Below are 23,107 nucleotides of genomic sequence, written 5' to 3'. Positions count from 1 at the left end.
TTCACTCCAGCGAGGCGGCTACGAGCTCGGCCACGTCGAGCACGTCCGGGCGCGGACCCACCACGCCTTCGAGCATGGCCGTGCATTGCGGGCAAGCCACGGCGACGACGTCGGCGTTGACGGCGCGCGCGTCGGCGATGCGGATGTCGGGAATACGCTGCTTGCCGGGGATATCGGTGAGCGGCGCGCCGCCGCCACCGCCGCAGCAGCGTGCGCGCATGCCGCTGCGCTCCATCTCTACGACCTTGATGCCGATGGTCTTGAGCAGCTTGCGCGGTGCTTCGGTTTCGCCGTTGTAGCGGCCCAGATAGCACGGATCGTGATACGTGGTGCGCTTCTCGGCGAGCGCCTGCACGGCCTTCGGCGCGATGCGTCCCGTTGCGGCGAGTTCCGCGAGAAAGGTCGTGTGATGCAGCACCTCATAACGCCCGCCAAGCGCGCGGTACTCGTTGCGCAGACTGTGCATGACGTGCGGATCGGCGGTCACGATGCGCGCGAAGTCCAGCGTGGCGAGCGTCGCCATCATCTGCTTCGCCATGCGCTGGAACGTTGCCTCGTCGCCGAGGCGGCGCGCCACGTCGCCCGTGTCGGTTTCCCGCGCGCCAAGCACCGCGTAATTCACGCCCGCCTTGTTGAGCACCTTCACGAGCGCGCGCAGCGTGCGCTGATAGCGCATGTCGAACGCGCCCTCGCCCGCCACCACGAGCACGTCCACGCGCTTGCCCGGCTGCGCGACGGGCGCGTTGAGATCGACCGCCCAGTCGTAGCGCGCCGTCTTGTCATAGCCGCCGGCCGTGCCCGTTTCGCGCAGATTCGCCAGCACTTCGGGACCTTTGCCCGGCACTTCGCCATGCACGAGCGTCTGGTTGCGGCGCATGTCGACGATGGCGTCGACATGTTCGATCAGCATGGGGCACTCCTGCACGCAGGCGCGGCAGGTGGTGCACGACCACAGCGTTTGCGCTTCGATCAGGCCGGAAACGATCGGACCGTTCGGCGCGCCGCTATGCTGGCCAACCTCGATGCCGGGCGTGGGGCTGCCCGCATAAGCCGCGTCGGTGCCGCCCGCCATGCCGACCACGAGATCCTGAATCAGCTTCTTGGGGTTGAGCGGCTGGCCCGAGGCGAATGCGGGGCAAGCGGCCTCGCATTTGCCGCACTGCACGCAGGCGTCGAAACTCAGCAACTGATTCCAGCGAAACTCAACGGGTTTCGCCACGCCATATTCCCGCTTCTCTTCGATGTCGGGGAGCTTCAGCGCCGTGGGCGGCGTGGCCGTGCCGTTGCCGGTCCAACCCTCGCGCGTTGCCGAAAAACGCTCCTGGCGTGGATGGAACGCCAGATGCAGCAGGCCTGCGATCGCGTGCTTCATCGGGCCGCCCTTCGCTGCGCCAAATGTCATCGCACACGCGCCAATACCGATCAGCACGGCGCAAAGCACCGCAAAACCGCCCGACATGGCCGCCGCGGGCACCACCGTAAAGAGCGCCACGCCCAGCGCGAACGAACCGAGCAGCCACGGCAGCGCATTCCACGGTCCGCGCGAGAGACGCGCGGGGACATCTTTCGCATGACGGCGGCGCCACACGAACACCGCTCCGATCAGCATGGCGAGCGCCGCGAGAAAGATCAGCTTGTCGAGCCACGGCGAATAGATCGCCAACCCATAGTTGACGAACACGAGCGCAAGCGCCGCGATCGCGCCGCCCGCCGTCGCGACGTGCGTCTTCGCGATATACGGGTCGCGCGCCACCACGTGGTGCAAATCGACGAAATAACGCTTCGGGATGCTGAACAGCTTGCCGACGCCCACGGAGCCGGGCGAGGCGGCGCGCCCTACCCGCCAGAAAGCGGCGCGCTTCGCGACCGCGAACGCGAGCCCCGCCATCGACATCCACAACAGCGCGGTAATGAGCCAGGTCGGATTCATGGTTCAGAAGTCCTTGGCAAGCCGCAGCGCGTCGTAAATCGCGCCGTGAATGTTGTGCAAGGAGATGCAGTCGCCCACGCGGAAGAGCAGGAAGCGGCCATTGCCGAGGTCTTCGGAAAGGCATGGCTGCGCCTCGGCCGCGAAGAGCTTGTGCACGTCCACCTGACCGCGATTGACCGATTCGGGCTTGAGCGTCCAGTACAAGGCGTCGTTCGGCGTGCTGCCGTTTTCGATCACCACCTGATCGACGGCGCGCTCTTCCTGTTCCTCCGTGTACTCGTTGCGCAGCACGGCGATCTTCTTGCCGTCTTCTTCGTACACGCGGTCGAGCCAGTAATTCGGCGTGTGAATCACGCCCTGCGCATAGAGGCGGCGGTAGAAGATCGGGAACGTGGTGCCGCCCACGTCGTCGGCGACCTTGACGTCGGGCGTGACGATTTCGACCTTCGAGCCACGGCTCGAAATGAAGTCGGCAACGCCCGCGCCCGCATGCGTGCTCACACCGTCGTAGACGAGCACGTTCTGCTTCGGCTCGACCTTGCCGCTCAGAATGTCCCAAGCGCTCACGGCAAGCCCTTCTTCTACGCCCCAGGCCGGAACCTGCTGCGTGAAGCTCGAACCGCCCGTTGCGAGCACGATGATGTCGGGCTTTTCCGCGAGGATCGTTTTCTCGTCGGCGCTCACGCCAAGGCGGCGATCCACGCCCAGGCGCTTCGTCTCCATGTCGAACCAGCGCACGATGCCCGCCATCTGTTCGCGCTGTGGCGCTTTCGCTGCGAGCAGAATCTGGCCGCCCACGACGTCGTTCTTTTCGAACAACACCACGTCGTGGCCGCGCAGCCTGGCCACGCGTGCCGCCTCCAGACCCGCCGGGCCCGCGCCGACCACCACGACCTTGCGCTTCGGGCCGCGCGACTTTTCGATGACATGCGGCATGGTCGCTTCGCGCGACGTTGCGGCGTTCTGCACGCACAGCACATCGAGCCCGTTGTACTGGCGGTCGATGCAATAGTTCGCGCCCACGCACTGCTTGATTTCGTCTTCGCGGCCGTCGCGAATCTTGATGACCATATGCGGGTCGGCGATCTGCGCGCGCGTCATGCCCACGAGATCGACCATGCCGCTCGCGAGCAAACGCTCGGCCTGGCCCGCGTCGCGAATGCTCTGCGCGTGCATCACGGGCAGCTTGACCACCGACTTGATGCCAGCCGCGAGATGCACGAACGGCTCAGGCGGCAGCGCCATGGGCGGCATGCAGTTCGCGAGCGTGTTGTGCGTGTCCGCGCCGGAGCCAATGACGCCGAGATAGTCAATGAGGCCCGTTTCCGACATCGCCTGCGCGATTTCCTTCAACTGCTCGTGATCGAGGCCGTCTTCATGGAATTCGTCGCCGCACATGCGCAGGCCGACGCAAAAGTCCTTGCCCACCGCCTCACGCACTGCCTTGAGCACTTCCACGCCAAAACGCAGCCGGTTTTCGAGCGAGCCGCCCCATTCGTCGGTGCGAAAGTTCGTGCGCGGGCTCCAGAATTGATCGATCAGATGCTGGTGCGCGGCGGAGATTTCGATGCCGTCCATGCCCGCGTCTTTCACGCGCTTCGCGGCCGCCGCAAAATCGCCGATGATGCGGCGGATTTCCTCCACCTCGATGATCTTCGCATTACCGCGGTGCACGGGCTCGCGCACGCCCGAAGGCGACATTAAATGCGGCCAGTGTTCGCCGTGAAAGGCGGAACGGCGGCCCATATGCGTGGCCTGGATCATGATCTTCGCGCCGTGGCGGTGCATGGCTTCCGCGAGACGCGCAAGCGGATCGATGATCTTGTCCGTCGCGAGATTCACCGATTTCCACCAGCCCTGGGGACTGTCGATCGACACCGGGCTCGACCCGCCGCAAACGGCGAGACCCACACCACCCTTGGCCTTCTCCTCGTAATAGCGGATATAGCGGTCGCCCGGCAAGCCGCCCGGCTCCGCGTAGACCTCGGCGTGGGCCGTGCTGACGATGCGGTTGCGCAGCGTGAGCTGATTGAGCGTCAAGGGTTTGAACAAATTGGGGTAGCGCATCGCAGACGACCTCTGGTGTTCGTGTCTTTCGGTATGTCCTGTGTTACGGGGCGCGCGGCCGTTCAGGCGGCAATCGGCGAGACTTCGAATACGCAGTGCGCGTGGCCTTCGGCGGCGCACTGCACTTCCGTCGATCGCGCGCGCGGGGCGTTCTTGCCGCCTTCCGTGGTGTCGTTCACCCAGTCCATCGCGCCCGCGAACCAGCCCGCGAACATGTAGCAGAGCTTGCCTTCCTTACCCGGCTGCGCGAGCACGAACGACGAATGGCGCAATTCGATCTTCGCGCGGGCCGTCGCCGGGTCGGCTTCGCGTAACGTGAAGAGGCCCCAGCCGCGCTGCGAAAGGCGCTTCAGGTAATGTTCGAACACGGCCATGCCGGCAATGCCATGCTTTTCAGCTTCTTTCGCGCACCAGTGGTACGCCGACTTGTAGCCGGCCTTGTAGAGAATTCCGGCGTACACGTCACCGCCCAGCGCCTCTTCCACGGCGGTGTGATTGTTGGTGAAGAAGTGACGCGGCACGTACAGCATCGGCAGCGCGTCCGTGGTCCAGACGCCGGTGGCGGGATCGACATCGATCGGCAGTTGCGGTTGCATTTCGTGGGGCTCCAGTAACTCAGTGAGCGAATTTATTTAGGGTTTCTAAATGGTATCGATGGCCTTTCCGTGTTACCCGGTCAGGCCTGGCGGTCAACCGCCCCAGACTTCGCCGAACACGCGCATCCAGTTTTCGCCCATCACCTTCTTGATGCGCGTCTCGCTCCAGCCAGCTTTTTGCATGGCGGCGGTGAGATTCGGGAATTCGCCGATCGTGCGGATGCCTTCCGGGTTCACCACCTTGCCGAAATTCGTGAGGCGGCGATAACGGCCCTTGTCGTGCGTGATCCAGTCGAAGAACTCGGTGCTATAGCCCTGCGTGAAATCCGTGCCGATGCCTACGCGGTCTTCGCCGATCAGATCGACCACGTATTCGATCGCTTCGAGATAATCCTCGACGGTCGAATCCGGGCCTTTCTTGAGGAACGGCGCGAACATGGTCACGCCCACGAAACCGTTCGCATCGGCGATTTCCTTCAATTGCTCATCGGTCTTGTTGCGCGGATGCTCCTTGAGACCCGACGGACAGCAGTGCGAGTACGTCACCGGCTTCTTCGAGCAGGCAATCGCATCCGACGAAGTCTTTCCGCCCACATGCGAAAGATCGACCAGGATGCCCACGCGGTTCATTTCCTGAATCACTTCGCGCCCATAGCCGGAGAGCCCGCCGTCCGGCTCGTAGCAGCCCGTGCCCACGAGGTTCTGCGTGTTGTAGCAAAGCTGCACGACATTCACGCCGAGTTCCTTGAACACCTCGATATAGCCGAGGTTGTCCTCGAAGGCATAGGAGTTCTGGAAGCCGAAGATAATGCCCGTCTTGTTCTCGTTCTTCGCGCGCAGAATGTCGTCGGTCGTACGTACGAGCGTGAGGATCTCGCTGTACTCGCGAATCTGCTGCTTCATTTTCGCGATGTTGTCCACGGTCTTCTGGAAGTCTTCCCACACGGAAACCGTGCAGTTGACGGCAGTGACGCCGCCCTTGCGCATGTCTTCGAACACCGAGCGTTCGAACTTCGAAATGTTCAGGCCGTCGATGATGATGCTGTTGTCGTGCAGAGTGCTCATTAGCCGCTCCGGAACTCGCGAATGAAATTGAAAGTCGGTGGTGTGAAGAATCAGGCTTGCGTATAGATCGGGAACCGCTCGCACAGCGCGAAGATCTCGCGGCGCACGCGCTGCTCGGTGGCGGCGTCGCCTTCGGGGTGCGAGCGCAGCGCGTCGAACACTTCGAGAATCAGGCGGCCGATCTCGCGGAACTCGCCCACGCCAAAGCCGCGCGTGGTGCCCGCCGGCGTGCCGAGGCGAATGCCGGAGGTGACCGTGGGCTTTTCGGCGTCGAACGGAATGCCGTTCTTGTTGCAGGTGATGCCGGCGCGTTCCAGCGCCTGCTCGACCTGATTGCCCTTGAGGCCCTTGGGCCGCAGATCAACGAGCAGTAGATGGTTGTCCGTGCCGCCCGTCACGAGGTCCACACCGCCCGCCTTCAGCACGTCGCCCAGCGCCTTCGCATTGGCGAGCACGCTGTCGATATAGGTCTTGAAGCTCGCGTCGAGCGCTTCGCCGAATGCCACGGCCTTGCCGGCGATCACGTGCATGAGCGGGCCGCCCTGCAGGCCGGGGAACACGGCCGAATTGATCTTCTTCGCGATCTCCTCGTCGTTGGTCAGCACGAAGCCGCCGCGCGGGCCGCGCAACGTCTTGTGCGTGGTCGAAGTGACGACGTGTGCGTGCTCGACCGGGTTCTGGTGCCGCCCCGCCGCGATGATGCCTGCGATATGCGCCATGTCCACCATGAGCTTCGCGCCGACCGAGTCGGCGATGGCGCGAAAGCGCGCGAAGTCGAGCGCGCGCGGATAGGCGGAAAAGCCCGCGATGATGAGGCCCGGCTTGTGCTGCTGCGCGAGTTCTTCGACCTGGTCGTAGTCAATCAGCATGCTTTCGCGATTCACGCCGTACTGGACGGCGTTGAACCACTTGCCCGAAAGCGCCGGCTTTGCGCCGTGCGTGAGGTGGCCGCCCGCGTCGAGCGACATGCCGAGCACCGTATCGCCCGGCTTGGCAAGCGCGAGCATGACCGAGCCATTGGCCTGCGCGCCCGAGTGCGGCTGCACGTTCGCGAAACCGGCGTTGAAAAGCTGCTTGATGCGGTTGATGGCGAGCGCTTCGACCTCGTCGGCGAATTCGCAACCGCCGTAGTAACGCTTGCCCGGATAGCCCTCTGCGTACTTGTTGGTCAACACCGAGGCTTGCGCCTCGAGCACGGCGCGCGACACGATGTTTTCCGACGCGATCATTTCGACCTGCGACTGCTGCCGCTCGAGTTCTTTCAGGATGCTGCCGCGAACCGCGGGATCGCGCTGCGCCAGCGTTTGCGAAAAGAAAGGTTGAGTGTTCGACATAGGGCTTCCGTGACGATGAATGAAGGACTTGCTGCAATGCTAGAGGCCCCGTCGCGGCTGGCTTTACGGTGGTCTAACCGGCTGGGGACCGACGGTTCTATTCTTGTCGTTCGAATTGGCGCTCAACGTCGAAATTCAGACGCGTTCTTTTCCTTTTCCGCCATCCGCGTCCATTTTTCACAAGTGGCCCCTGGCTGCGCCCGTTTACCGTGCGCTGTGCCCCATGTTTCCCAATCCGAATTATTTATCGTGCATCGCAGTGCACCAATCCCGCACCCTCGTCCTTTTTCCCGCCTTCGGCTTTATTGTCCAGATGACTCAGGGTTTTGCCGCATGGCACACTGGACCCAGCAAATTCGAAAATTGCGGTAGCGTAGCCGCCCCCCGGCCTCACCGGGCCTCCATTGGGCATCAGGCTACCAATCACAAGGAATCGTCCCCCATGCTGCCGGATCGCACAGCGTCGTTAGCGCACTTCGCGTTCATGCCGCTGCCCGACTTCACGATGATCGCGTTCACGAACGCCATCGAAGTCCTTCGTATGGCTAACTACCTGAGCGGCCAGCCGCTTTACAGGTGGTCGATCATCAGCCCGGAGGGCGGTCCGGTCACGTCGAGCAACGGGCTTTCCATCGACACCGGCCCGGCTGAATGCGTGGGGCAACCCGATATCGTGTTCGTCTGCGGCGGCATCGACGTGCAGCGCGCCACCACGCCCGCTCATCTCGCTGCCTTGCGCCGCTTTGCGCGCATGGGCGTCGCGCTGGGCAGTCTTTGCACGGGGACCTATGCGCTCGCGAAGTCCGGCCTGCTGGCCGGGTATGCCTGCGCGATTCACTGGGAGAACATGTCGGCGCTGAAGGAAGAGTTCCCGTCCACGCGTTTTCTCAAGGAGCTCTTCGTCATCGACCGCGACCGCGTGACCTGCACCGGCGGCGTCGCGCCGCTCGACATGATGCTGCACCTCATCACGGCGCGCGTGGGCACCGCACGCGTGACGCAGATCGCCGAGCAGTTCGTGGTCGAGCATGTGCGCGATACCTCTGCCCAGCAGCGCATGCCGCTCGTTGCGCGGCTCGGCTCAGCGAACAAGTCGCTCTTCGAAGTCATCTCGCTCATGGAGAATAATATCGAGGAGCCGCTTTCCCGCGAAGAACTGGCGCGTCTTGCGAATATGTCGCAGCGGCAATTGCAGCGGCTCTTTCATGAGCATCTCGGCATGACGCCGACACATTACTATCTGACGCTGCGCCTGCGTCGTGCTCGCGAACTGCTGCTGCAGACCGATATGTCGATTATGCAGATTACGATGGCTTGCGGGTTTCAGTCGGCTTGTCACTTCAGCAAGAGCTATCGTGATGCGTTTGGTAGTGCGCCTACCGGTGAGAGGCGGAAGCGGATTGCGCCGCTATCGGGGGTGGATGCGCCTGCTGCTGCTCTTGCGCCTGCAACTGTGCATGTTTGAAACTTGTTTTCGTGTCGGTATGCGAGTGTTGCCCCTGTGCGGGGCGGCACCTACTTTTCTTTGCAGCGGCAAAGAAAAGTAGGCAAAAGAAAGCCGCTCAAACCGCTAATGCCTGCCACAGTTCACTTCTCGCCACCACTGCCAGTGGCTCCGGAGCGTCTGTCACCTCGCACCACACAAGCTAGTGACAAAGGGCTCATTCATCCCGCTGCTCGCTACGCGCGCAGCGGCCGGGTCTGCAAGGGAAACCAAAGGTATGAATGAGGTGGGCGAAAACTCGCGCGCCCCAACGGTTTTTAGTTATGCCCTTCGGCGCGCGTAGCGCCGCCGGAAGGATGAGCGCCTTGTCACTCCGGTTGGCGGCGCGTGGTGGCAGACGCTCCGGAGCCACCGGCAGGAACGGCCAAAGGTGAACTGTGGCAGGCGCTGGCGGTTTGAGCGGCTTTCTTTTGCCTACTTTTCTTTGCCGCTGCAAAGAAAAGTAGGTGCCGCCCCGCACAGGGGCAACGCTCGCATACCGACACGAACACAAGGAAATGCCAAAGCGGCAAGGAACCGCGACAAAAGACTAAGCCGCAAGCAACCCATGCGGGTCAATCACAAACTTACGCGGCGCGCCCCCATCAAACTTCTTATAGCCCTCAGGCGCCTCATCGAGAGAAATCACCGACACATTAACGATTTTGGCAATAGGCAACCGATCAAACAAAATCGCCTGCATAAGATTGCGGTTGTACTTGAGCACGGGCGTTTGCCCGGTATGAAACGTATGCGACTTGGCCCAGCCAAGCCCGAAGCGAATGCTCAGGCTGCCATGCTGCGCGGCCACGTCACGCGCGCCCGGATCGTCGGTCACGTAAAGGCCCGGAATGCCGATCATGCCCGCGGGCCGCGTAATTTCCATCAGCGAATTGAGCACGGTGGCCGGCGCTTCCTCCGAGTGACCAGAAGCGCCATGCCCATGCGCTTCGAATCCCACGCAATCCACAGCGCAATCGATTTCCGGCTTGCCAAGAATCTGTTCGATCTGCTCACCGAGCGTCGCGTCTTTCGATAGATCGACGACTTCGAAGCCCATCGCATTCGCATGCGCGAGACGCTCCGCGTTGATATCGCCAACAATCGTGCAGGCCGCGCCGAGCAGGCGCGCCGAAGCCGCCGCCGCCATCCCGACCGGCCCCGCGCCCGCGATATAAACGGTCGAGCCCGGCTTCACGCCCGCCGTCACCGCGCCGTGATAGCCCGTGGGCAGAATATCGGAGAGGCACGTGAGATCGCGGATCTTCGACATGGCCTGATCGCGGTCCGGAAACTTCAGCAGGTTGAAATCCGCGTACGGCACGAGCACATATTCAGCCTGGCCGCCGATCCAGCCGCCCATGTCGACGTAACCATAAGCGCCGCCCGCGCGCGAGGGATTCACGTTCAGGCAAACGCCCGTGTGCTGCTCGCGGCACATCGCGCAGCGCCCGCAGGCCACATTGAACGGCACCGAAACGAGATCGCCGATCTTCAGCGTTTCGACGTCGTTGCCCACTTCCACCACTTCGCCAGTGATTTCGTGGCCCAGCACGAGACCGACGGGTGCCGTCGTGCGCCCGCGCACCATATGCTGGTCCGAACCGCAGATGTTCGTGCTGACGACCTTGAGAATGACGCCATGGCCGATCGAGCGACCGCTCGGATCGACCATCTTCGGATACGCGATGTTCTGCACTTCGACCTTGCCCGGCCCTTGATACACGACGCCTCGATTACCGCTCATCTCGCTGTCTCCTGTTCGATGCAGCTCGCAACGCTGCTCACTAGTTGGCGTTGCCCCGCGCAGCCTCTCGCGTGAGGTAACGATGCTTCGAGCGTAGCCTGCCCGCCGCATACGACGATGTGCAAAAAACGACGCGCCTTTGCATGGCGCCGACATCGGGCTACGCGTGCCGCCCGCTACGGTTGCCCGCCCCCCTCAGCGCGAATCCATTGGCGATAGTCGGCGCGTGTCCAGTCGAGCGCCACGCCCACACGCCGCGTGCCCGGCCGGATCTTCGGCTTGTGCACCGCGAGCCTGAGCGTTTCCAGCGCGGGCCATTCGCGAAACGAAAACGCCGCGATGTCCGCCACCAGCGTTTCGAGCAGCCGCGTGTGCGGCTTGCGCCCGAGATAGTCGGCGAGGCGTGTGCAATAGCCGTCGTAGTCGATCCAGTCGCCCGCTTCACCCGCTGCGCTCTTTTCTCGCGGCATGCAGCGATAGCCGAGCTGCGTGTCGATCACGAGCGGCTGCGGCGCGCCGTGCTCGTGCGGATAAATGCCGATGCGCGCCGGCACGCTCAACGCTTCGACGAACACACTCCAGCCACGTCCGCGTGGCTCGTCGTGCGGACTGAGCGCACCGATTGCACCCAGCGCGCCGAGCGCCGGTTCGAACGCCGCATCGACGATCTTCATGGCGCGACCGACGCCGCGGCGTCGACCATGATGCGGCAGAAATAATCGGCGAAACTGCGGCGCACGACGCTTTCGAAGCGGTCGTCGCCAGTGGGAATCAGCACGATCGATGCCTTGAAATACACGCTCTGCGCGCATTGCCCCGGCTTGAACAGGCGCGGATGCAGATCGAGCGGACAACCGCGCGAGAGCACGTCCCGCGCTCGTGTGCCTTCGATCTCGACCACGGTGTTGCCGCTGCCGATGTCCACCGCCGCCGCATAAGCGTCGCCGAGCACGGCGGTGAGCTTCGCTTCGAGCATGCCTGTTTGAACGGGTGCGAGCGAGCGCACGAGCCATTCATCGGGCCCGAGCCAGAGCACGTCGTAGTGGTCGCTGCGCGCGACGGTGTTCGGCGCCGCGGGCGGCGCGCATCCAACTACGCTCGCGAATGCCGCGACGAACGCCGGATCGCTCAATTCGCCGCGCACGTTCACGAGGTCACGGAACGGCAGCTCGCGCATGGCGAACGCCTTCGAGGCGCGCCCCTCCTGCGCCTTGATCAGATCCGCCGCGCCGACGAGCGGCGACTCGAGGCGCACACCGACAACGCGCTCCGCGACCGGCAGGGGGTCTTTCGTTTCATTCAACATGCTGACGCACTCCTTCCGTGTCGTAGAAAATCGGGCTCGCGATCTGCGCTTTTACGCGCCGGCCATCGGCCATGGGAATCACCACGTGCTCGCCCATCTTGTTCAAGCCGCCCTTCACGACCGCTAGTGCGATGGAACGCTGCAGAATCGGGCTGTAATAGCTCGACGTGACGTGGCCGATCATCGGCGTCGTGCCATCGGGCCGCGCTTGCGCGTCGGGCGCGATGATCTGGCCGCCTTCGGGCAACACGTATTGCGCGTCGTCCGTTAGCAGTCCGACGAACTGCTTGCGGTTTTCCTTCGCGGTGTCCGAACGCTTGAGCGAGCGGCGGCCGAGGAAGTCCTTCGTCTGCGAGACGAGACCGCCCATGCCGAGGTCGAATGGCGTAACCGACCCGTCCGTATCCTGGCCCACGATGATATAGCCCTTCTCCGCACGCAATACGTGCATCGTTTCCGTGCCGTAAGGCGTGATGTCGAATTCTGCGCCCGCATCCATCAACGCTTCCCACACGGCGCGGCCTGCATTGGCCGGCACGTTCACCTCATACGCCAACTCGCCCGAGAAGCTGATGCGCATGACGCGCGACTTCACACCCGCGACCGTGCCGTTGCGGTACGACATGAACGGGAATGCGGCGTTGTCGAAGTCGATGTCCTTGCACACCTTCTGCAGCACCTTGCGGCTCTTCGGGCCGACCACGGCGAACGTCGCCCAATGGTCGGTGACGGAAGCAAGACGCACCTTCATATCGGGCCATTCGGTCTGCAGCCAGCGTTCGAGCCACGTGAGCACGCGCGCGGCGCCGCCCGTCGTGGTGGTCATCATGTAGTGCTGCTGACCGAGGCGCACCGTCACGCCGTCGTCGAACACCATGCCGTTTTCGTCGAGCATCAGGCCGTAGCGGCACTTGCCCACTTCGAGCTTGAGCCATGGATTCGTGTAGACCCAGTTCAGCAACTTCGCAGCGTCGGGCCCTTGAATATCGATCTTGCCAAGCGTAGAGGCATCGAGAATGCCAACGCTGTTGCGCACCGCAAGACACTCGCGCTTCACGGCTGCGTGCAGATTCTCGCCGCTCTTCGGGTAGTACCACGGGCGCTTCCAGTTGCCCACGTCTTCGAACTTAGCGCCATGCTGCACGTGCCATTCGTGAATGCAGGTCTTGCGGATCGGGTCGAGCAAGTCGCCGAGTTCGCGCCCCGCGAACGTGCCGAACGTGACGGGCGTGTAATTCGGGCGGAACGTCGTCGTGCCCGTTTCGGGAATCGTCTTGCCGAGCGCGCTGGCGAGAATCGCCATGCCGTTGATATTGCCGAGCTTGCCCTGGTCAGTGCCGAAACCCATGGCCGTATAGCGCTTCACATGCTCGACCGACTCGAAGCCTTCGCGTGCGGCGAGCAGAATGTCCGCTGCCGAAACGTCGTTCTGGAAGTCGACGAACTGCTTCGGCCCGCGCGCCGCGTCCTTGTTACTGCCAACGAGCCACAGCGCCTGCAGCGGGGTTTCCGCTACCTCGGCGGCCTTCGGCACGGCGGGCCGCTTGTACGGGAGGCCAAGCGACTTCACCGCGTCGATGCCGCCGTCCACACCCTGCGTGAGCGCGCGCGCAAGGCCGAATTCGCCCACCGCCGCGCCAACGCTCACTTCCTCCTGCACGCGCTTGCCCGGCATGAAGCACGCCTTCGCGTCGCTCCAGAGCGCCTTGCCGCCCGACTGCGCGAAGAGGTGCAGCACGGGGCTGAAGCCACCCGACACCGCAACGAGATCGCACGCGAGCGTGCCCTGCTGTGCGCCGGTCTGGCCGTTCGTGTAGCCGACCACATCGACCGAACTGACGCGCTGCTTGCCATGCGCGCAGTGGATGGCAGCGTTGTACATCACCTTCACACCCTGGCGGCGCGCGACGGCCTGCAATGCGCCGTTGCCCTGCGTGCGCGAATCGACGACGGTGACGGTCGCCCCGCATGCCTTGAGGTCGAGCGCGCAGCGATAGCCCGCGTCGTTGTTCGTGAACACGACAGCATTGCGGCCCGGCAGCACACCGTAGCGATGGATATACGTCGATACCGCCGAGGCCAGCATGATGCCCGGCAGATCGTTGTTGCCGAACACGATGGGACGCTCGTGCGCACCCGTCGCGAGAATCACGCGCTTCGCGCGGATCTTCCACAGCAGTTCGCGCGTACCCTGACGCGTGGAAACCGGCAGATGCTCCGTCAAACGCTGCGTGACGGTCACGAGATTGTGGTCCTGATAGCCGAAAGCCGTGCTGCGCGAAAGTATCTTCACGTCGGGCATTTGCTTGAGTTCGGCTTCGATCTTCTCGACCCAGTGAACTGCGGGGCGTCCGTCGATATCGGCCTTGCACGAGAGCAGGCTGCCGCCCAGTTCACGCTGATCGTCGACGAGAATCACGCGTGCGCCGCTCGCGCCCGCCGTATGCGCAGCCGCGAGGCCGGCGGGGCCGCCGCCAACCACGAGCACGTCGCAATACGCGAAGCATTTGTCGTAGCGGTCGGCGTCGCGCACTTCGGGCGCCTTACCGAGGCCCGCCGCATCGCGAATCTTTTCCTCGTATTTCGGCCACCATTTGCGCGGCCACATGAAGGTCTTGTAGTAGAAGCCCGCCGGCAAAAAGCGCGAGAACTTCTGGTTGATCGCCATGCGGTCGTTTTCGAGGCTAGGCTCGGCGTTCACGCTCGTCGCAATGAGCCCCTGGTAAAGCTCGACTTCGGTCGCGCGTGCATTGGGCACCGTATGCGCGGCGCGCTCCAGCTGCACGATGGCGTTGGGCTCGGCCACGTCTGCCGTCATGATGCCGCGCGGGCGATGGTACTTGAAGCTGCGCGCGACGAAATGCACGTCGTTAGCGAGCAGCGCGGAGGCGAGCGTGTCGCCCTGGAAGCCTTGATACGTGCGGCCGTTGAATGTGAAATTCAGCGGAATCGCGCGGTTGACGCGCCCACCGGCGCCCAAGCGGTTCTTCTGGCTCATCGCTGCGTGCTCCCTTGCTTGTTGCCTTGCGCTTCATTTGCCACCGCATTTACCCCGTTGGCCGCGCCGAAGGTCTCGTAACTCTGGATCTCATAGGTGACGGTGTCGCGCGTCGCCTTGAACCAGCGGCGGCAGCCCTGCGCGTGCAGCCACTGCTCCTTGTGCACGCCGCGCGGGTTGTGACGCATGAAGAGGTAGTCGCCCCATTCCTTGTCGGTGAGATTGTCGGTGTCGAGCGGTCGCGCGATGTCGGCTTCGCCGCCGCACGTGAACTCGATCTCGGCGCGGGGACCGCACCACGGGCATTCGATCAGCAACATGTTGTGGTCTCCTTTAGTGCGCGACAGCGGCTGCGCCGTGTTCGTCGATCAGATGGCCGGTATAGAAGCGGTCAAGCGAGAACGGCGCATTCAGCGGATGCGGCTCGTCCTTCGCAATGGTGTGCGCGAACACCCAGCCCGAGCCCGGCGTCGCCTTGAAGCCGCCGGTGCCCCAGCCGCAGTTGAAATAGAGACCCTTTACATCGGTCTTGCTGATGATTGGGCAGGCGTCCGGCGAGACATCGACAATGCCGCCCCACTGCCGGTTCATGCGCACACGCGAGAACACCGGGAACATTTCGACGATGGCCTGCAGCGTGCCTTCGATGATGTGGAAGCTGCCGCGCTGGCCAAAGCCCGTGTACTGGTCCACGCCCGCGCCGATCACGAGATCGCCCTTGTCGGACTGGCTGATATAGGCGTGCACCGCATTCGACATGATGACGGTGTTGACCACCGGCTTGATCGGCTCCGAAACCAGCGCCTGAAGCGGGTGGCTTTCGAGCGGCAGACGCACGCCGGCCATGTCCGCGAGCGTCGTGGTGTTGCCCGCCGCTACCACGGCGACCTTCTTCGCCTTGATGAAACCCTTCGACGTATCCACGCCCGTTACACGCGCGCCGTTGCGGCGAATGCCTGTCACCTGGCAGTTCTGAATGATGTCCACGCCGTGCTGATCCGCGCCGCGCGCGAAGCCCCACGCCACGGCGTCGTGGCGCGCCACGCCCGCGCGGCGCTGGATCGAGGCGCCCAACACAGGGTAACGGCTATTCAGGTTGATGGTCGGCTCGATTTCCTTGATCTGCTCGGGCGTGAGGAATTCGGCGTCCACGCCGTTCAGGCGGTTCGCGTTCACGCGGCGCTCGGTGTCGCGCACGTCCTGCAGCGTGTGCGCGAGATTCATCACGCCGCGCTGGCTGAACATCACGTTGTAGTTGAGATCCTGCGAAAGCCCTTCCCAGAGCTTCATCGCCTTTTCATAGAGCGCCGCAGACTCGTCCCACAGATAGTTCGAGCGCACAATGGTCGTATTGCGCGCCGTATTGCCGCCGCCGATCCATCCCTTCTCCAGAATCGCGACGTTTTTCACGCCGTGTTCTTTCGCGAGGTAATAGGCCGTTGCGAGACCATGACCGCCGCCGCCGACGATCACCACGTCGTACTCCTTTTTCGGCTCCGGGCTTCTCCACTGCCGCTCCCAGTTCTCGTGATACGACAACCCATTGCGGAACAGACTGAATATCGAATAGCGGCTCATCTCGCGGACCCCTTGTTGCGCGTTACCATTAGCTTCAGTTAGCACTCGATGACGTTCACGGCGAGACCACCGCGCGACGTCTCCTTGTATTTCGTCTTCATGTCTGCGCCCGTTTCGCGCATCGTCTTGATCACGTTGTCGAGCGTGACGTAATGCTCGCCGTTGCCCTTGAGCGCCATGCGCGCGGCGTTGATCGCCTTGATCGCGCCCATCGCGTTGCGCTCGATGCACGGAATCTGCACGAGGCCGCCCACGGGGTCGCAGGTCATGCCGAGGTTGTGCTCCATGCCGATTTCAGCGGCGTTCTCCACCTGGCGAGGCGTGCCGCCCATCACCGCCGCAAGCGCCGCGGCCGCCATCGAGCACGCCACGCCCACTTCGCCCTGGCAGCCCACTTCCGCACCCGAAATCGACGCCGTTTCCTTGTAGATGATGCCGATGGCAGCAGCCGTGAGCAGAAAATTGGCGATGCCGTCTTCGGTTGCGCCCGCAACGAACTTCACGTAGTAGTGCAGCACCGCGGGAATCACGCCCGCCGCGCCGTTCGTGGGCGCCGTGACAACGCGGCCACCCGCAGCGTTCTCCTCGTTCACGGCCATTGCATAGAGGTTCACCCAGTCGAGCATGGAAAGCGGATCGCGCAGCGACTCTTCCGAGCGCGAACGCAGATGCACCGAGAGATCGGCGGCGCGGCGCTTTACCTGCATCGGGCCGGGCAGCTCGCCGTGCATCTTGCAGCCGCGCTCCACGCAAGCGGCCATCGCGCGCCAGATCACGAGCAGCCCTTCGCGCACCTCTTCCGGCGAACGTGCCGCGCACTCGTTGGCAAGCGTGACTTCGGCAATCGAACGCCCGCTCTCGTTGCAAACGCGCAGCAGGTCATCGCCCGTGCGGAACGGATAAGGCACGTCTCGTCCACTGCGCACACCGTTGACGCGGTCGCCGTCGCGGTTCACGACGAAGCCACCGCCCACCGAGTAGTACTCCTTTTCAACGAGCAACTGCCCGTTTTCGTCGAAGGCCTGAAAACGCATGCCGTTCGGGTGCAGCGTGCTCGCGCCGCCCATCGTCTTGCGAAAGAAGCCAATGCACTCCTTCTCGTCGAAGCGGATGGACTGCTTGCCGAGCAACACGAGCGTCTTCTCGCGGCGAATGGCGGCAAGGCGCGGCTCGATCTGGTCAGGATCGACCGAGTCGGGCAGATTGCCTTCGAGGCCGAGCAGCACCGCCTTGTCAGTGCCGTGGCCCTTGCCCGTCGCGCCGAGCGAACCGTACAGCTCGACTTTGACGCGGCGCACAAAGGCGAGCAGATTGGCGTCCTCGACATGGGACGCAAAGCGGCACGCGGCGACCATCGGGCCGACCGTGTGTGAGCTGGACGGACCGATCCCGATTTTGAAGAGGTCGAAAACGCTGACGTTCATCTGACTTCCCTTCGCGCTGAGCGCATGGATGAGCTTGAGTGCAAGTAGACCAAAGAGGCCATGGCAACCGATAGAACAAAAACGCCATCGCCGTTGGACGGCCTCGCCAGCCGGGGGTTTCTGGCGACTCCGGCGGACGTCGCATCTCGGCCTTACCGGGGGTTTTCCCGAAGTTTCGCGGCGGAAAAGCACCCGCCTGCACGGTCAGAACGAATGCCGCAAGCCGATCCGCACGTCGGCCTGCGTCGTGGTGGAAGACGGCGTGAAGCTGTAGCCGATCACCGCGTCCACGCCCTGCGAAGCCTTCAGCCAGTCGCCCGAGAGATAAACGTCCGTGGTCTTCGAAAGCAGGTAATGCAGGCCCGCCGAAAGCTGGTTCCAGTGGTGGCCGTCGAAGTGCGTGTACTGGTAGCCGCCCGCCACGCTGAACGCGGGCGTGACTTGCCAGTTGGCGCCGCCTTCGCCCACCTGCATGTGCTCGCTCTCGCCGAACGCCTTGATCTGCGTGTACGTGAAAGCGCCCATCAACGTGACGTCGCCGATGGCGTAGCTCGCGCCCGTGCCGAACGTCGCCTGCTTATCCACGGGGAATGGCGTCTCGCTATAGAGTGAGCTGACCGCACCCGTAGCCGGATCGACGCTTACGGTCGGCCTGCCAAAGAACGTGCGCACGCCGATCATGTTGTACGGGTCGAACGCGTAAATGCCAGATGGGTTGTTGAGCTGCGTGTAGGCGGCGCCCATCGCGAACGGGCCGTTCTGGTACTGCGCGCCCGCGCTCCAGGCGCTGCCGGTGTGAAAGTCGCCGGGTGTGTTGCTGAACGAGTACATGCCGCCGAACTGGAATCCGCCGAACGTGTTCGACATGAACTTCACGGCGTTCGGCAGATGGTCGCCGTTCATGCGGTCGAAGTCGCCCTGGTTGATCGCGTAGCCGCTCGCCCACGCCGTGACGTTGTAGAGGTACACGAACTCCTGCGTCATGTCGGCCTGATTGCCGAACGTGAGCGTTCCCCAATCATTCTGGAGTCCGACATAAGCGAGACGGCCGAAAAGCGAGCCGCCGTTGGCGATCTGCCCATTGCCGAGGTGAAAGCCGCTCTCCAGCTGAAACACGGCCTTCAACCCGCCGCCGAGATCCTCGGTGCCCTTGAGACCCCAGCGGTTCGCCTGCGCAATGCCGTCGTCGAATTTCACTTGATGCGAGCCGCCCGCGTTGCTCACATACGTCACGCCCGCGTCGATGATCCCGTACAGGGTGACGCTGCTTTGGGCGTGACATGCGTTCGAAACAGCGCTTAATGCCATCGCAATGCCGCTCAGTGCCACCGCATTCAGTTTTCTCATGGTGTCGGGTCTCTCTGGTCTGGCGATACCGGTTGTCGGGACGCGCCGGGCACGCATGGCGCCTTGCGCGGTGGATCAAAACGTACAAGTCCAAATCTCACGCGACTTGCGCAGACACGACACGCGCTGGCGCTAACGCGACACGCCCAGCGCGGAAAAGACCCCGCAAAACAGGCGCAATCCGTTATGGGGCGGGGCTCGCACGGGGTTCCAGACACGCGATCATCGGTAATCCGACGCAGACTTTGTAAAATCCGCCGATGCCGCCATTTCTACGTTTTTATTGATTGATCATTCAATAAAAAATCCCTAGAGTGGAAACCTTCCCGCATCACCCCGGAATCACCATGCCCAAGATCGGAATGCGCGACGTGCGTCGCGCACAACTCATCGACGCGACCCTGCAATCGATCGACCAGTCGGGTCTCTCGGGCACGACGCTCGCCACTGTCGCGCAGCACGCGAAGATCTCCACTGGCATCGTCAGTCACTATTTCGGCGGCAAGGACGGCCTGCTCGAAGCCACCATGCGCCACGTGCTGCACGACCTTTGGGAAGCCACGGTGCGGCGGCGCCTCGCCGCGAAAGACGAACCGCGCGCACGCTTGCGCGCCATCGTTGCGGCCAACTTCGACGTTTCGCAGGTGAACGCGCCCGTCATGAAGACGTGGCTCGCGTTCTGGGCCGAGAGCATGCATCAGCCCGCGCTGCGCCGGCTACAGCGCGTCAACACGCGGCGGCTCCATTCGAACCTCTGCGCGGAGTTCGAAAAGGTGCTGCCAGGCGCCACGGCCCGGCGCGCCGCGAGCGGACTCGCCGCGCTGATCGACGGCCTCTGGCTGCGCGGCGCGCTCACGGGCGAACCGTTCGACACGAAGGCCGCGCTGCGCGTGGCCAACGACTACATCGACCTGCTGCTCGAAGCGCGCGCCAAGCCGCGCTCAGGCAAGTCGGCCAAATAACCCGGCCCGGAGCCACACGATGTCCCCCTTTCCCCTGCAACGCCTCTTTATCGACGGCAGTTACTCCGACGCCACCAGCGGCGAGACCTTCGACACCTACGATCCCGCCACCTGCACGAGGCTCGCCACGGTGCAGCACGCGAGCGCCGCCGATATCGACCGCGCGGTGCAATCGGCGCGCGCCGGCCAACGCGTCTGGGCAGCCATGACGGCGATGCAGCGCTCGCGCGTGCTGCGGCGCGCGGTCGAGTTGCTGCGCGAGCGCAACGACGAACTCGCGGCGCTCGAAACCCGCGACACGGGCAAGCCCATCGCCGAAACGCGCAGCGTGGACATCGTCACCGGCGCCGACGTGATCGAGTACTACGCGGGTCTCGCGCCCGCACTGGAAGGCCAGCAAATTCCGCTGCGCGAGACCTCGTTCGTCTACACGCGGCGTGAGCCGCTGGGCGTCACGGCAGGCATTGGCGCCTGGAACTACCCGCTGCAGATCGCCTGCTGGAAATCGGCCCCCGCGCTTGCGGCCGGCAACGCGATGATCTTCAAGCCGAGCGAGATCACACCGCTTTCGGCCTCGAAACTGTCGGAGATCTATATCGAGGCAGGCGTGCCGCCCGGCGTGTTCAACGTGGTTCATGGCGACGGCCGCGTGGGTGCCATGCTGAGCGTGCACCCTGGCATCGAGAAGATTTCGTTTACGGGCGGCGTCGAAACGGGCAAGAAGGTCATGGCGGCCGCAGGCGGCTCCACGCTCAAGGAAGTCACGATGGAACTGGGCGGCAAGTCGCCGCTCATCGTCTTCGAAGACGCCGACCTCGATCGCGCCGCCGATATCGCCGTCACCGCCAACTTCTTCAGCGCCGGCCAGGTGTGCACCAACGCCACGCGCGTGTTCGTTCATCAATCCGTGATAGCCGCGTTTGAAGCACGTGTGCTCGAACGCGTGCAGCGCATCCGCGTGGGCCATCCCGCCGATCCGGCAACGAACTTCGGGCCGCTCGCGAGCGCCGCGCAACTCGACAAGGTGCTCGGCTATATCGAGAGCGGCAAGCGCGAAGGCGCACGGCTGATCGCGGGCGGCGCGCGCCTCACGCAGGGTGATTTCGCTCGCGGCCAATACGTGCAGCCCACCGTGTTTTCCGGTTGCCGTGACGACATGCGCATCGTGCAGGAAGAAATCTTCGGCCCGGTGATGAGCATTCTCGCCTTCGCCAACGAAGCCGAAGTGATCGCGCGCGCCAACGAATCGCTTTATGGTCTCGCCGCCGGTGTCGTGACCGAAAGCCTATCGCGCGCGCACCGAGTGATTCATCGGCTCGAAGCCGGTATCTGCTGGATCAACACGTGGGGTGAGTCGCCCGCCGAAATGCCCGTGGGCGGCTACAAGCAGTCGGGCGTCGGCCGCGAAAATGGCATCACGACGCTCGAACACTACACGCGCATCAAATCCGTCCAGGTGGAACTGGGACCGTATCAGCCCGTTTTCTGAGGGAGTCCTGAATGGCAGCGCAAGAGTACGACTACATCATCATCGGCGCAGGATCGGCGGGCAATGTGCTCGCCGCGCGCCTCACCGAAGATCGCGATGCAACGGTGCTGCTGCTCGAAGCAGGCGGCCCCGACTATCGCTTCGATTTCCGCACGCAGATGCCAGCGGCGCTCGCGTATCCGTTACAGGGCCGACGCTACAACTGGGCCTACGAAACCGACCCCGAGCCGCACATGAACAACCGGCGCATGGAATGCGGGCGCGGTAAAGGGCTCGGCGGGTCGTCGCTCATCAACGGCATGTGCTATATCCGCGGGAATGCCCTCGACTACGATGGCTGGGCCGAGCACGAAGGCCTCGAGAACTGGAGCTATCTGGACTGCCTGCCCTATTTCCGCAAGGCCGAAACGCGCGACATCGGCGCGAACGATTATCACGGCGGCGAAGGTCCCGTTCACGTGACGACGAGCAAGCCGGGCGTGAACCCGCTCTTCGAGGCGATGATCGAGGCCGGCGTGCAGGCAGGCTATCCGCGCACCGACGACCTCAACGGCTACCGCCAGGAAGGCTTCGGACCGATGGATCGCACCGTGACCGCCAAAGGCCGGCGCGCGAGCACCGCGCGCGGCTATCTGGATCAGGCCAAGCATCGGTCCAACATCGACATCGTCACGCACGCAGTGACGGACCGCATTCTGTTCAGTGGCAAGCGGGCGTGCGGTGTTGTCTTTCTCGACGGGCCCGCGCGCGTGACCCGCTATGCACGCCGCGAAGTGCTGCTGTGCGCGGGCGCGATCGCCTCGCCGCAGATTCTGCAGCGCTCTGGCGTCGGACCTGGTGCCTGGTTGCGCGAACTCGACATTCCCGTTGTGCTCGATCTGCCTGGCGTGGGCCAAAATCTTCAGGATCACCTGGAAATGTACATGCAGTACGAGTGCAAGGAGCCGGTCTCGCTCTACCCTGCGCTTCTCATGCGCAATCAACCCGCCATCGGGATCGAATGGATGCTGCGCGGCACTGGTATTGGCGCGAGCAATCATTTCGAAGCGGGCGGCTTCATCCGCACGCGCGACGACGATCCGTGGCCGAACCTTCAGTATCACTTTCTGCCCGTTGCGATCAATTACAACGGCAGCAATGCGATCAAAATGCACGGCTTCCAGGCGCACGTAGGTTCGATGCGATCTCCGAGCCGCGGGCGCGTGAAGCTGCGCTCACGCGATCCGCGCCAGCATCCTTCGATTCTCTTCAACTATATGGCCGAAGCGCTCGACTGGCGCGAATTCCGCGACGCGATCCGCATCACCCGCGAAATCATTGCGCAGCCTGCACTCGACCGGTTTCGCGGACGCGAACTGAATCCCGGTGCGGCGCTCAAGTCGGACGCCGAGATCGATGCTTTCGTGCGCAACCGCGCGGAAACTGCCTATCATCCGTCGTGCTCATGTGCGATGGGTTACGACGATATGGCCGTGGTGGACGGCGAAGGCCGCGTGCATGGCGTCGACGGCCTTCGCGTCGTGGATGCGTCGATCATGCCGCGCATTACCACCGGCAACCTCAATGCGCCGACAATCATGATCGCGGAAAAGATTGCGGACCGGATTCGAGGGCGTGAGGCGCTGGCGCGGTCGAATGCGCCGTATTTTGTGGCAAAGGGGGAGCCGGCGCGCGGGGCGGGATTATCCGCCGCGAGTGGCACGTCGCATACGGAGAAAATACGTGCGCATAGCGTGACGCATCAGGAAATCTAACGACAAGAGTCGGTGCGCGGGTGCCGC

17 protein-coding genes are annotated in these 23,107 nt (G+C 63.5%); 4 read left to right on the top strand and 13 right to left on the bottom strand.

Going from position 1 to position 23,107, the window contains the following annotated elements:
• Position 1: 1 nt before the first annotated feature.
• The 5 genes from L0U83_RS19025 to L0U83_RS19005 form a co-directional block, all read right to left on the bottom strand.
• Positions 2–1,930: a (Fe-S)-binding protein gene (locus L0U83_RS19025; protein WP_233885477.1), complete on the bottom strand. Its 1,929-nt coding sequence runs from the start codon at positions 1,928–1,930 to the stop codon at positions 2–4.
• Between the two features lie 3 nt (positions 1,931–1,933).
• On the bottom strand, positions 1,934–3,997 hold the full coding sequence (locus tag L0U83_RS19020) for an NADH:flavin oxidoreductase (RefSeq protein WP_233885475.1): 2,064 nt from the start codon (positions 3,995–3,997) through the stop codon (positions 1,934–1,936).
• A gap of 62 nt (positions 3,998–4,059) precedes the next feature.
• A complete protein-coding gene (locus L0U83_RS19015; RefSeq protein ID WP_233885473.1) occupies positions 4,060–4,593 on the bottom strand; it encodes a DUF5943 domain-containing protein in 534 nt (177 codons plus the stop codon).
• 93 nt (positions 4,594–4,686) lie between these two features.
• Positions 4,687–5,658, bottom strand: a complete 972-nt coding sequence (locus tag L0U83_RS19010) for a dipeptidase (protein WP_233885471.1) — start codon at positions 5,656–5,658, stop codon at positions 4,687–4,689.
• 50 nt (positions 5,659–5,708) lie between these two features.
• On the bottom strand, positions 5,709–6,992 hold the full coding sequence (locus L0U83_RS19005) for a serine hydroxymethyltransferase (protein ID WP_233885470.1): 1,284 nt from the start codon (positions 6,990–6,992) through the stop codon (positions 5,709–5,711).
• 115 nt (positions 6,993–7,107) lie between these two features.
• Here L0U83_RS19005 and L0U83_RS19000 point away from each other — a divergent pair, with 115 nt between their 5' ends.
• Entirely contained in the window at positions 7,108–8,457 is a 1,350-nt protein-coding gene (locus L0U83_RS19000) for a GlxA family transcriptional regulator (RefSeq protein WP_233885468.1), read from the top strand.
• A 568-nt stretch (positions 8,458–9,025) separates the two neighbouring features.
• Here the strand turns inward: L0U83_RS19000 and fdhA are convergent.
• The 8 genes from fdhA to L0U83_RS18960 all read right to left on the bottom strand — a co-directional run bounded on the left by fdhA (position 9,026) and on the right by L0U83_RS18960 (position 18,875).
• A complete protein-coding gene (gene fdhA / locus L0U83_RS18995) occupies positions 9,026–10,222 on the bottom strand; it encodes a formaldehyde dehydrogenase, glutathione-independent (protein WP_233885466.1) in 1,197 nt (398 codons plus the stop codon).
• 176 nt (positions 10,223–10,398) lie between these two features.
• On the bottom strand, positions 10,399–10,896 hold the full coding sequence (locus L0U83_RS18990; RefSeq protein WP_233885464.1) for a dihydroneopterin aldolase: 498 nt from the start codon (positions 10,894–10,896) through the stop codon (positions 10,399–10,401).
• Positions 10,893–11,528, bottom strand: a complete 636-nt coding sequence (locus tag L0U83_RS18985; RefSeq protein ID WP_233885463.1) for a sarcosine oxidase subunit gamma — start codon at positions 11,526–11,528, stop codon at positions 10,893–10,895. Before L0U83_RS18985 ends, L0U83_RS18990 begins: the two co-directional genes overlap by 4 nt.
• The gene (locus tag L0U83_RS18980) at positions 11,518–14,526 is read right to left on the bottom strand and encodes a sarcosine oxidase subunit alpha family protein (protein WP_233885462.1); all 3,009 of its coding nucleotides are present in this window, start codon (positions 14,524–14,526) and stop codon (positions 11,518–11,520) included. The genes L0U83_RS18985 and L0U83_RS18980 overlap by 11 nt, the downstream gene beginning before the upstream one ends.
• Positions 14,523–14,846 (bottom strand): sarcosine oxidase subunit delta, encoded by a 324-nt coding sequence (locus L0U83_RS18975; protein ID WP_233885461.1) that lies wholly within the window; start codon positions 14,844–14,846, stop codon positions 14,523–14,525. Before L0U83_RS18975 ends, L0U83_RS18980 begins: the two co-directional genes overlap by 4 nt.
• Positions 14,847–14,859: 13 nt before the next feature.
• A complete protein-coding gene (locus tag L0U83_RS18970) occupies positions 14,860–16,104 on the bottom strand; it encodes a sarcosine oxidase subunit beta family protein (RefSeq protein ID WP_233885460.1) in 1,245 nt (414 codons plus the stop codon).
• Positions 16,105–16,142: 38 nt separating this feature from the next.
• Complete coding sequence (locus tag L0U83_RS18965) at positions 16,143–17,528, bottom strand: L-serine ammonia-lyase (RefSeq protein WP_233885459.1); 1,386 nt, start codon at positions 17,526–17,528, stop codon at positions 16,143–16,145.
• 204 nt (positions 17,529–17,732) lie between these two features.
• Complete coding sequence (locus tag L0U83_RS18960) at positions 17,733–18,875, bottom strand: porin (protein WP_233885458.1); 1,143 nt, start codon at positions 18,873–18,875, stop codon at positions 17,733–17,735.
• Between the two features lie 347 nt (positions 18,876–19,222).
• Here L0U83_RS18960 and betI point away from each other — a divergent pair, with 347 nt between their 5' ends.
• Genes betI through betA form a run of 3 tightly spaced genes read left to right on the top strand, consistent with a single transcriptional unit; the run spans position 19,223 to position 23,080 of the window.
• The gene (betI, locus tag L0U83_RS18955) at positions 19,223–19,837 is read left to right on the top strand and encodes a transcriptional regulator BetI (RefSeq protein ID WP_233885456.1); all 615 of its coding nucleotides are present in this window, start codon (positions 19,223–19,225) and stop codon (positions 19,835–19,837) included.
• A 19-nt stretch (positions 19,838–19,856) separates the two neighbouring features.
• Positions 19,857–21,326 carry a betaine-aldehyde dehydrogenase gene (gene betB, locus L0U83_RS18950; RefSeq protein ID WP_233885454.1) on the top strand — a complete coding sequence of 490 codons (1,470 nt, stop codon included), beginning with the start codon at positions 19,857–19,859 and terminating at the stop codon, positions 21,324–21,326.
• A gap of 11 nt (positions 21,327–21,337) precedes the next feature.
• A complete protein-coding gene (gene betA, locus L0U83_RS18945; RefSeq protein WP_233885452.1) occupies positions 21,338–23,080 on the top strand; it encodes a choline dehydrogenase in 1,743 nt (580 codons plus the stop codon).
• Positions 23,081–23,107: the final 27 nt, after the last annotated feature.

This window comes from Paraburkholderia flagellata (assembly GCF_021390645.1).
GTDB classification, from domain to species: Bacteria; Pseudomonadota; Gammaproteobacteria; order Burkholderiales; family Burkholderiaceae; genus Paraburkholderia; species Paraburkholderia flagellata.
The sequence above is the reverse complement of the archived record's forward strand: the minus strand, read 5'-3'. Positions and strand labels throughout refer to the sequence as shown.

What these genes read in the sequence shown, in the direction of transcription:
- L0U83_RS19025 (WP_233885477.1), bottom strand. Translation starts at nt 1,930, where the DNA reads ATGAATCCGACCTGGCTCATTACCGCGCTGTTGTGGATGTCGATGGCG.
- L0U83_RS19020 (WP_233885475.1), bottom strand. Translation starts at nt 3,997, where the DNA reads ATGCGCTACCCCAATTTGTTCAAACCCTTGACGCTCAATCAGCTCACG.
- L0U83_RS19015 (WP_233885473.1), bottom strand. Translation starts at nt 4,593, where the DNA reads ATGCAACCGCAACTGCCGATCGATGTCGATCCCGCCACCGGCGTCTGG.
- L0U83_RS19010 (WP_233885471.1), bottom strand. Translation starts at nt 5,658, where the DNA reads ATGAGCACTCTGCACGACAACAGCATCATCATCGACGGCCTGAACATT.
- L0U83_RS19005 (WP_233885470.1), bottom strand. Translation starts at nt 6,992, where the DNA reads ATGTCGAACACTCAACCTTTCTTTTCGCAAACGCTGGCGCAGCGCGAT.
- fdhA (WP_233885466.1), bottom strand. Translation starts at nt 10,222, where the DNA reads ATGAGCGGTAATCGAGGCGTCGTGTATCAAGGGCCGGGCAAGGTCGAA.
- L0U83_RS18990 (WP_233885464.1), bottom strand. Translation starts at nt 10,896, where the DNA reads ATGAAGATCGTCGATGCGGCGTTCGAACCGGCGCTCGGCGCGCTGGGT.
- L0U83_RS18985 (WP_233885463.1), bottom strand. Translation starts at nt 11,528, where the DNA reads ATGTTGAATGAAACGAAAGACCCCCTGCCGGTCGCGGAGCGCGTTGTC.
- L0U83_RS18980 (WP_233885462.1), bottom strand. Translation starts at nt 14,526, where the DNA reads ATGAGCCAGAAGAACCGCTTGGGCGCCGGTGGGCGCGTCAACCGCGCG.
- L0U83_RS18975 (WP_233885461.1), bottom strand. Translation starts at nt 14,846, where the DNA reads ATGTTGCTGATCGAATGCCCGTGGTGCGGTCCCCGCGCCGAGATCGAG.
- L0U83_RS18970 (WP_233885460.1), bottom strand. Translation starts at nt 16,104, where the DNA reads ATGAGCCGCTATTCGATATTCAGTCTGTTCCGCAATGGGTTGTCGTAT.
- L0U83_RS18965 (WP_233885459.1), bottom strand. Translation starts at nt 17,528, where the DNA reads ATGAACGTCAGCGTTTTCGACCTCTTCAAAATCGGGATCGGTCCGTCC.
- L0U83_RS18960 (WP_233885458.1), bottom strand. Translation starts at nt 18,875, where the DNA reads ATGAGAAAACTGAATGCGGTGGCACTGAGCGGCATTGCGATGGCATTA.
- betI (WP_233885456.1), top strand. Translation starts at nt 19,223, where the DNA reads ATGCCCAAGATCGGAATGCGCGACGTGCGTCGCGCACAACTCATCGAC.
- betB (WP_233885454.1), top strand. Translation starts at nt 19,857, where the DNA reads ATGTCCCCCTTTCCCCTGCAACGCCTCTTTATCGACGGCAGTTACTCC.
- betA (WP_233885452.1), top strand. Translation starts at nt 21,338, where the DNA reads ATGGCAGCGCAAGAGTACGACTACATCATCATCGGCGCAGGATCGGCG.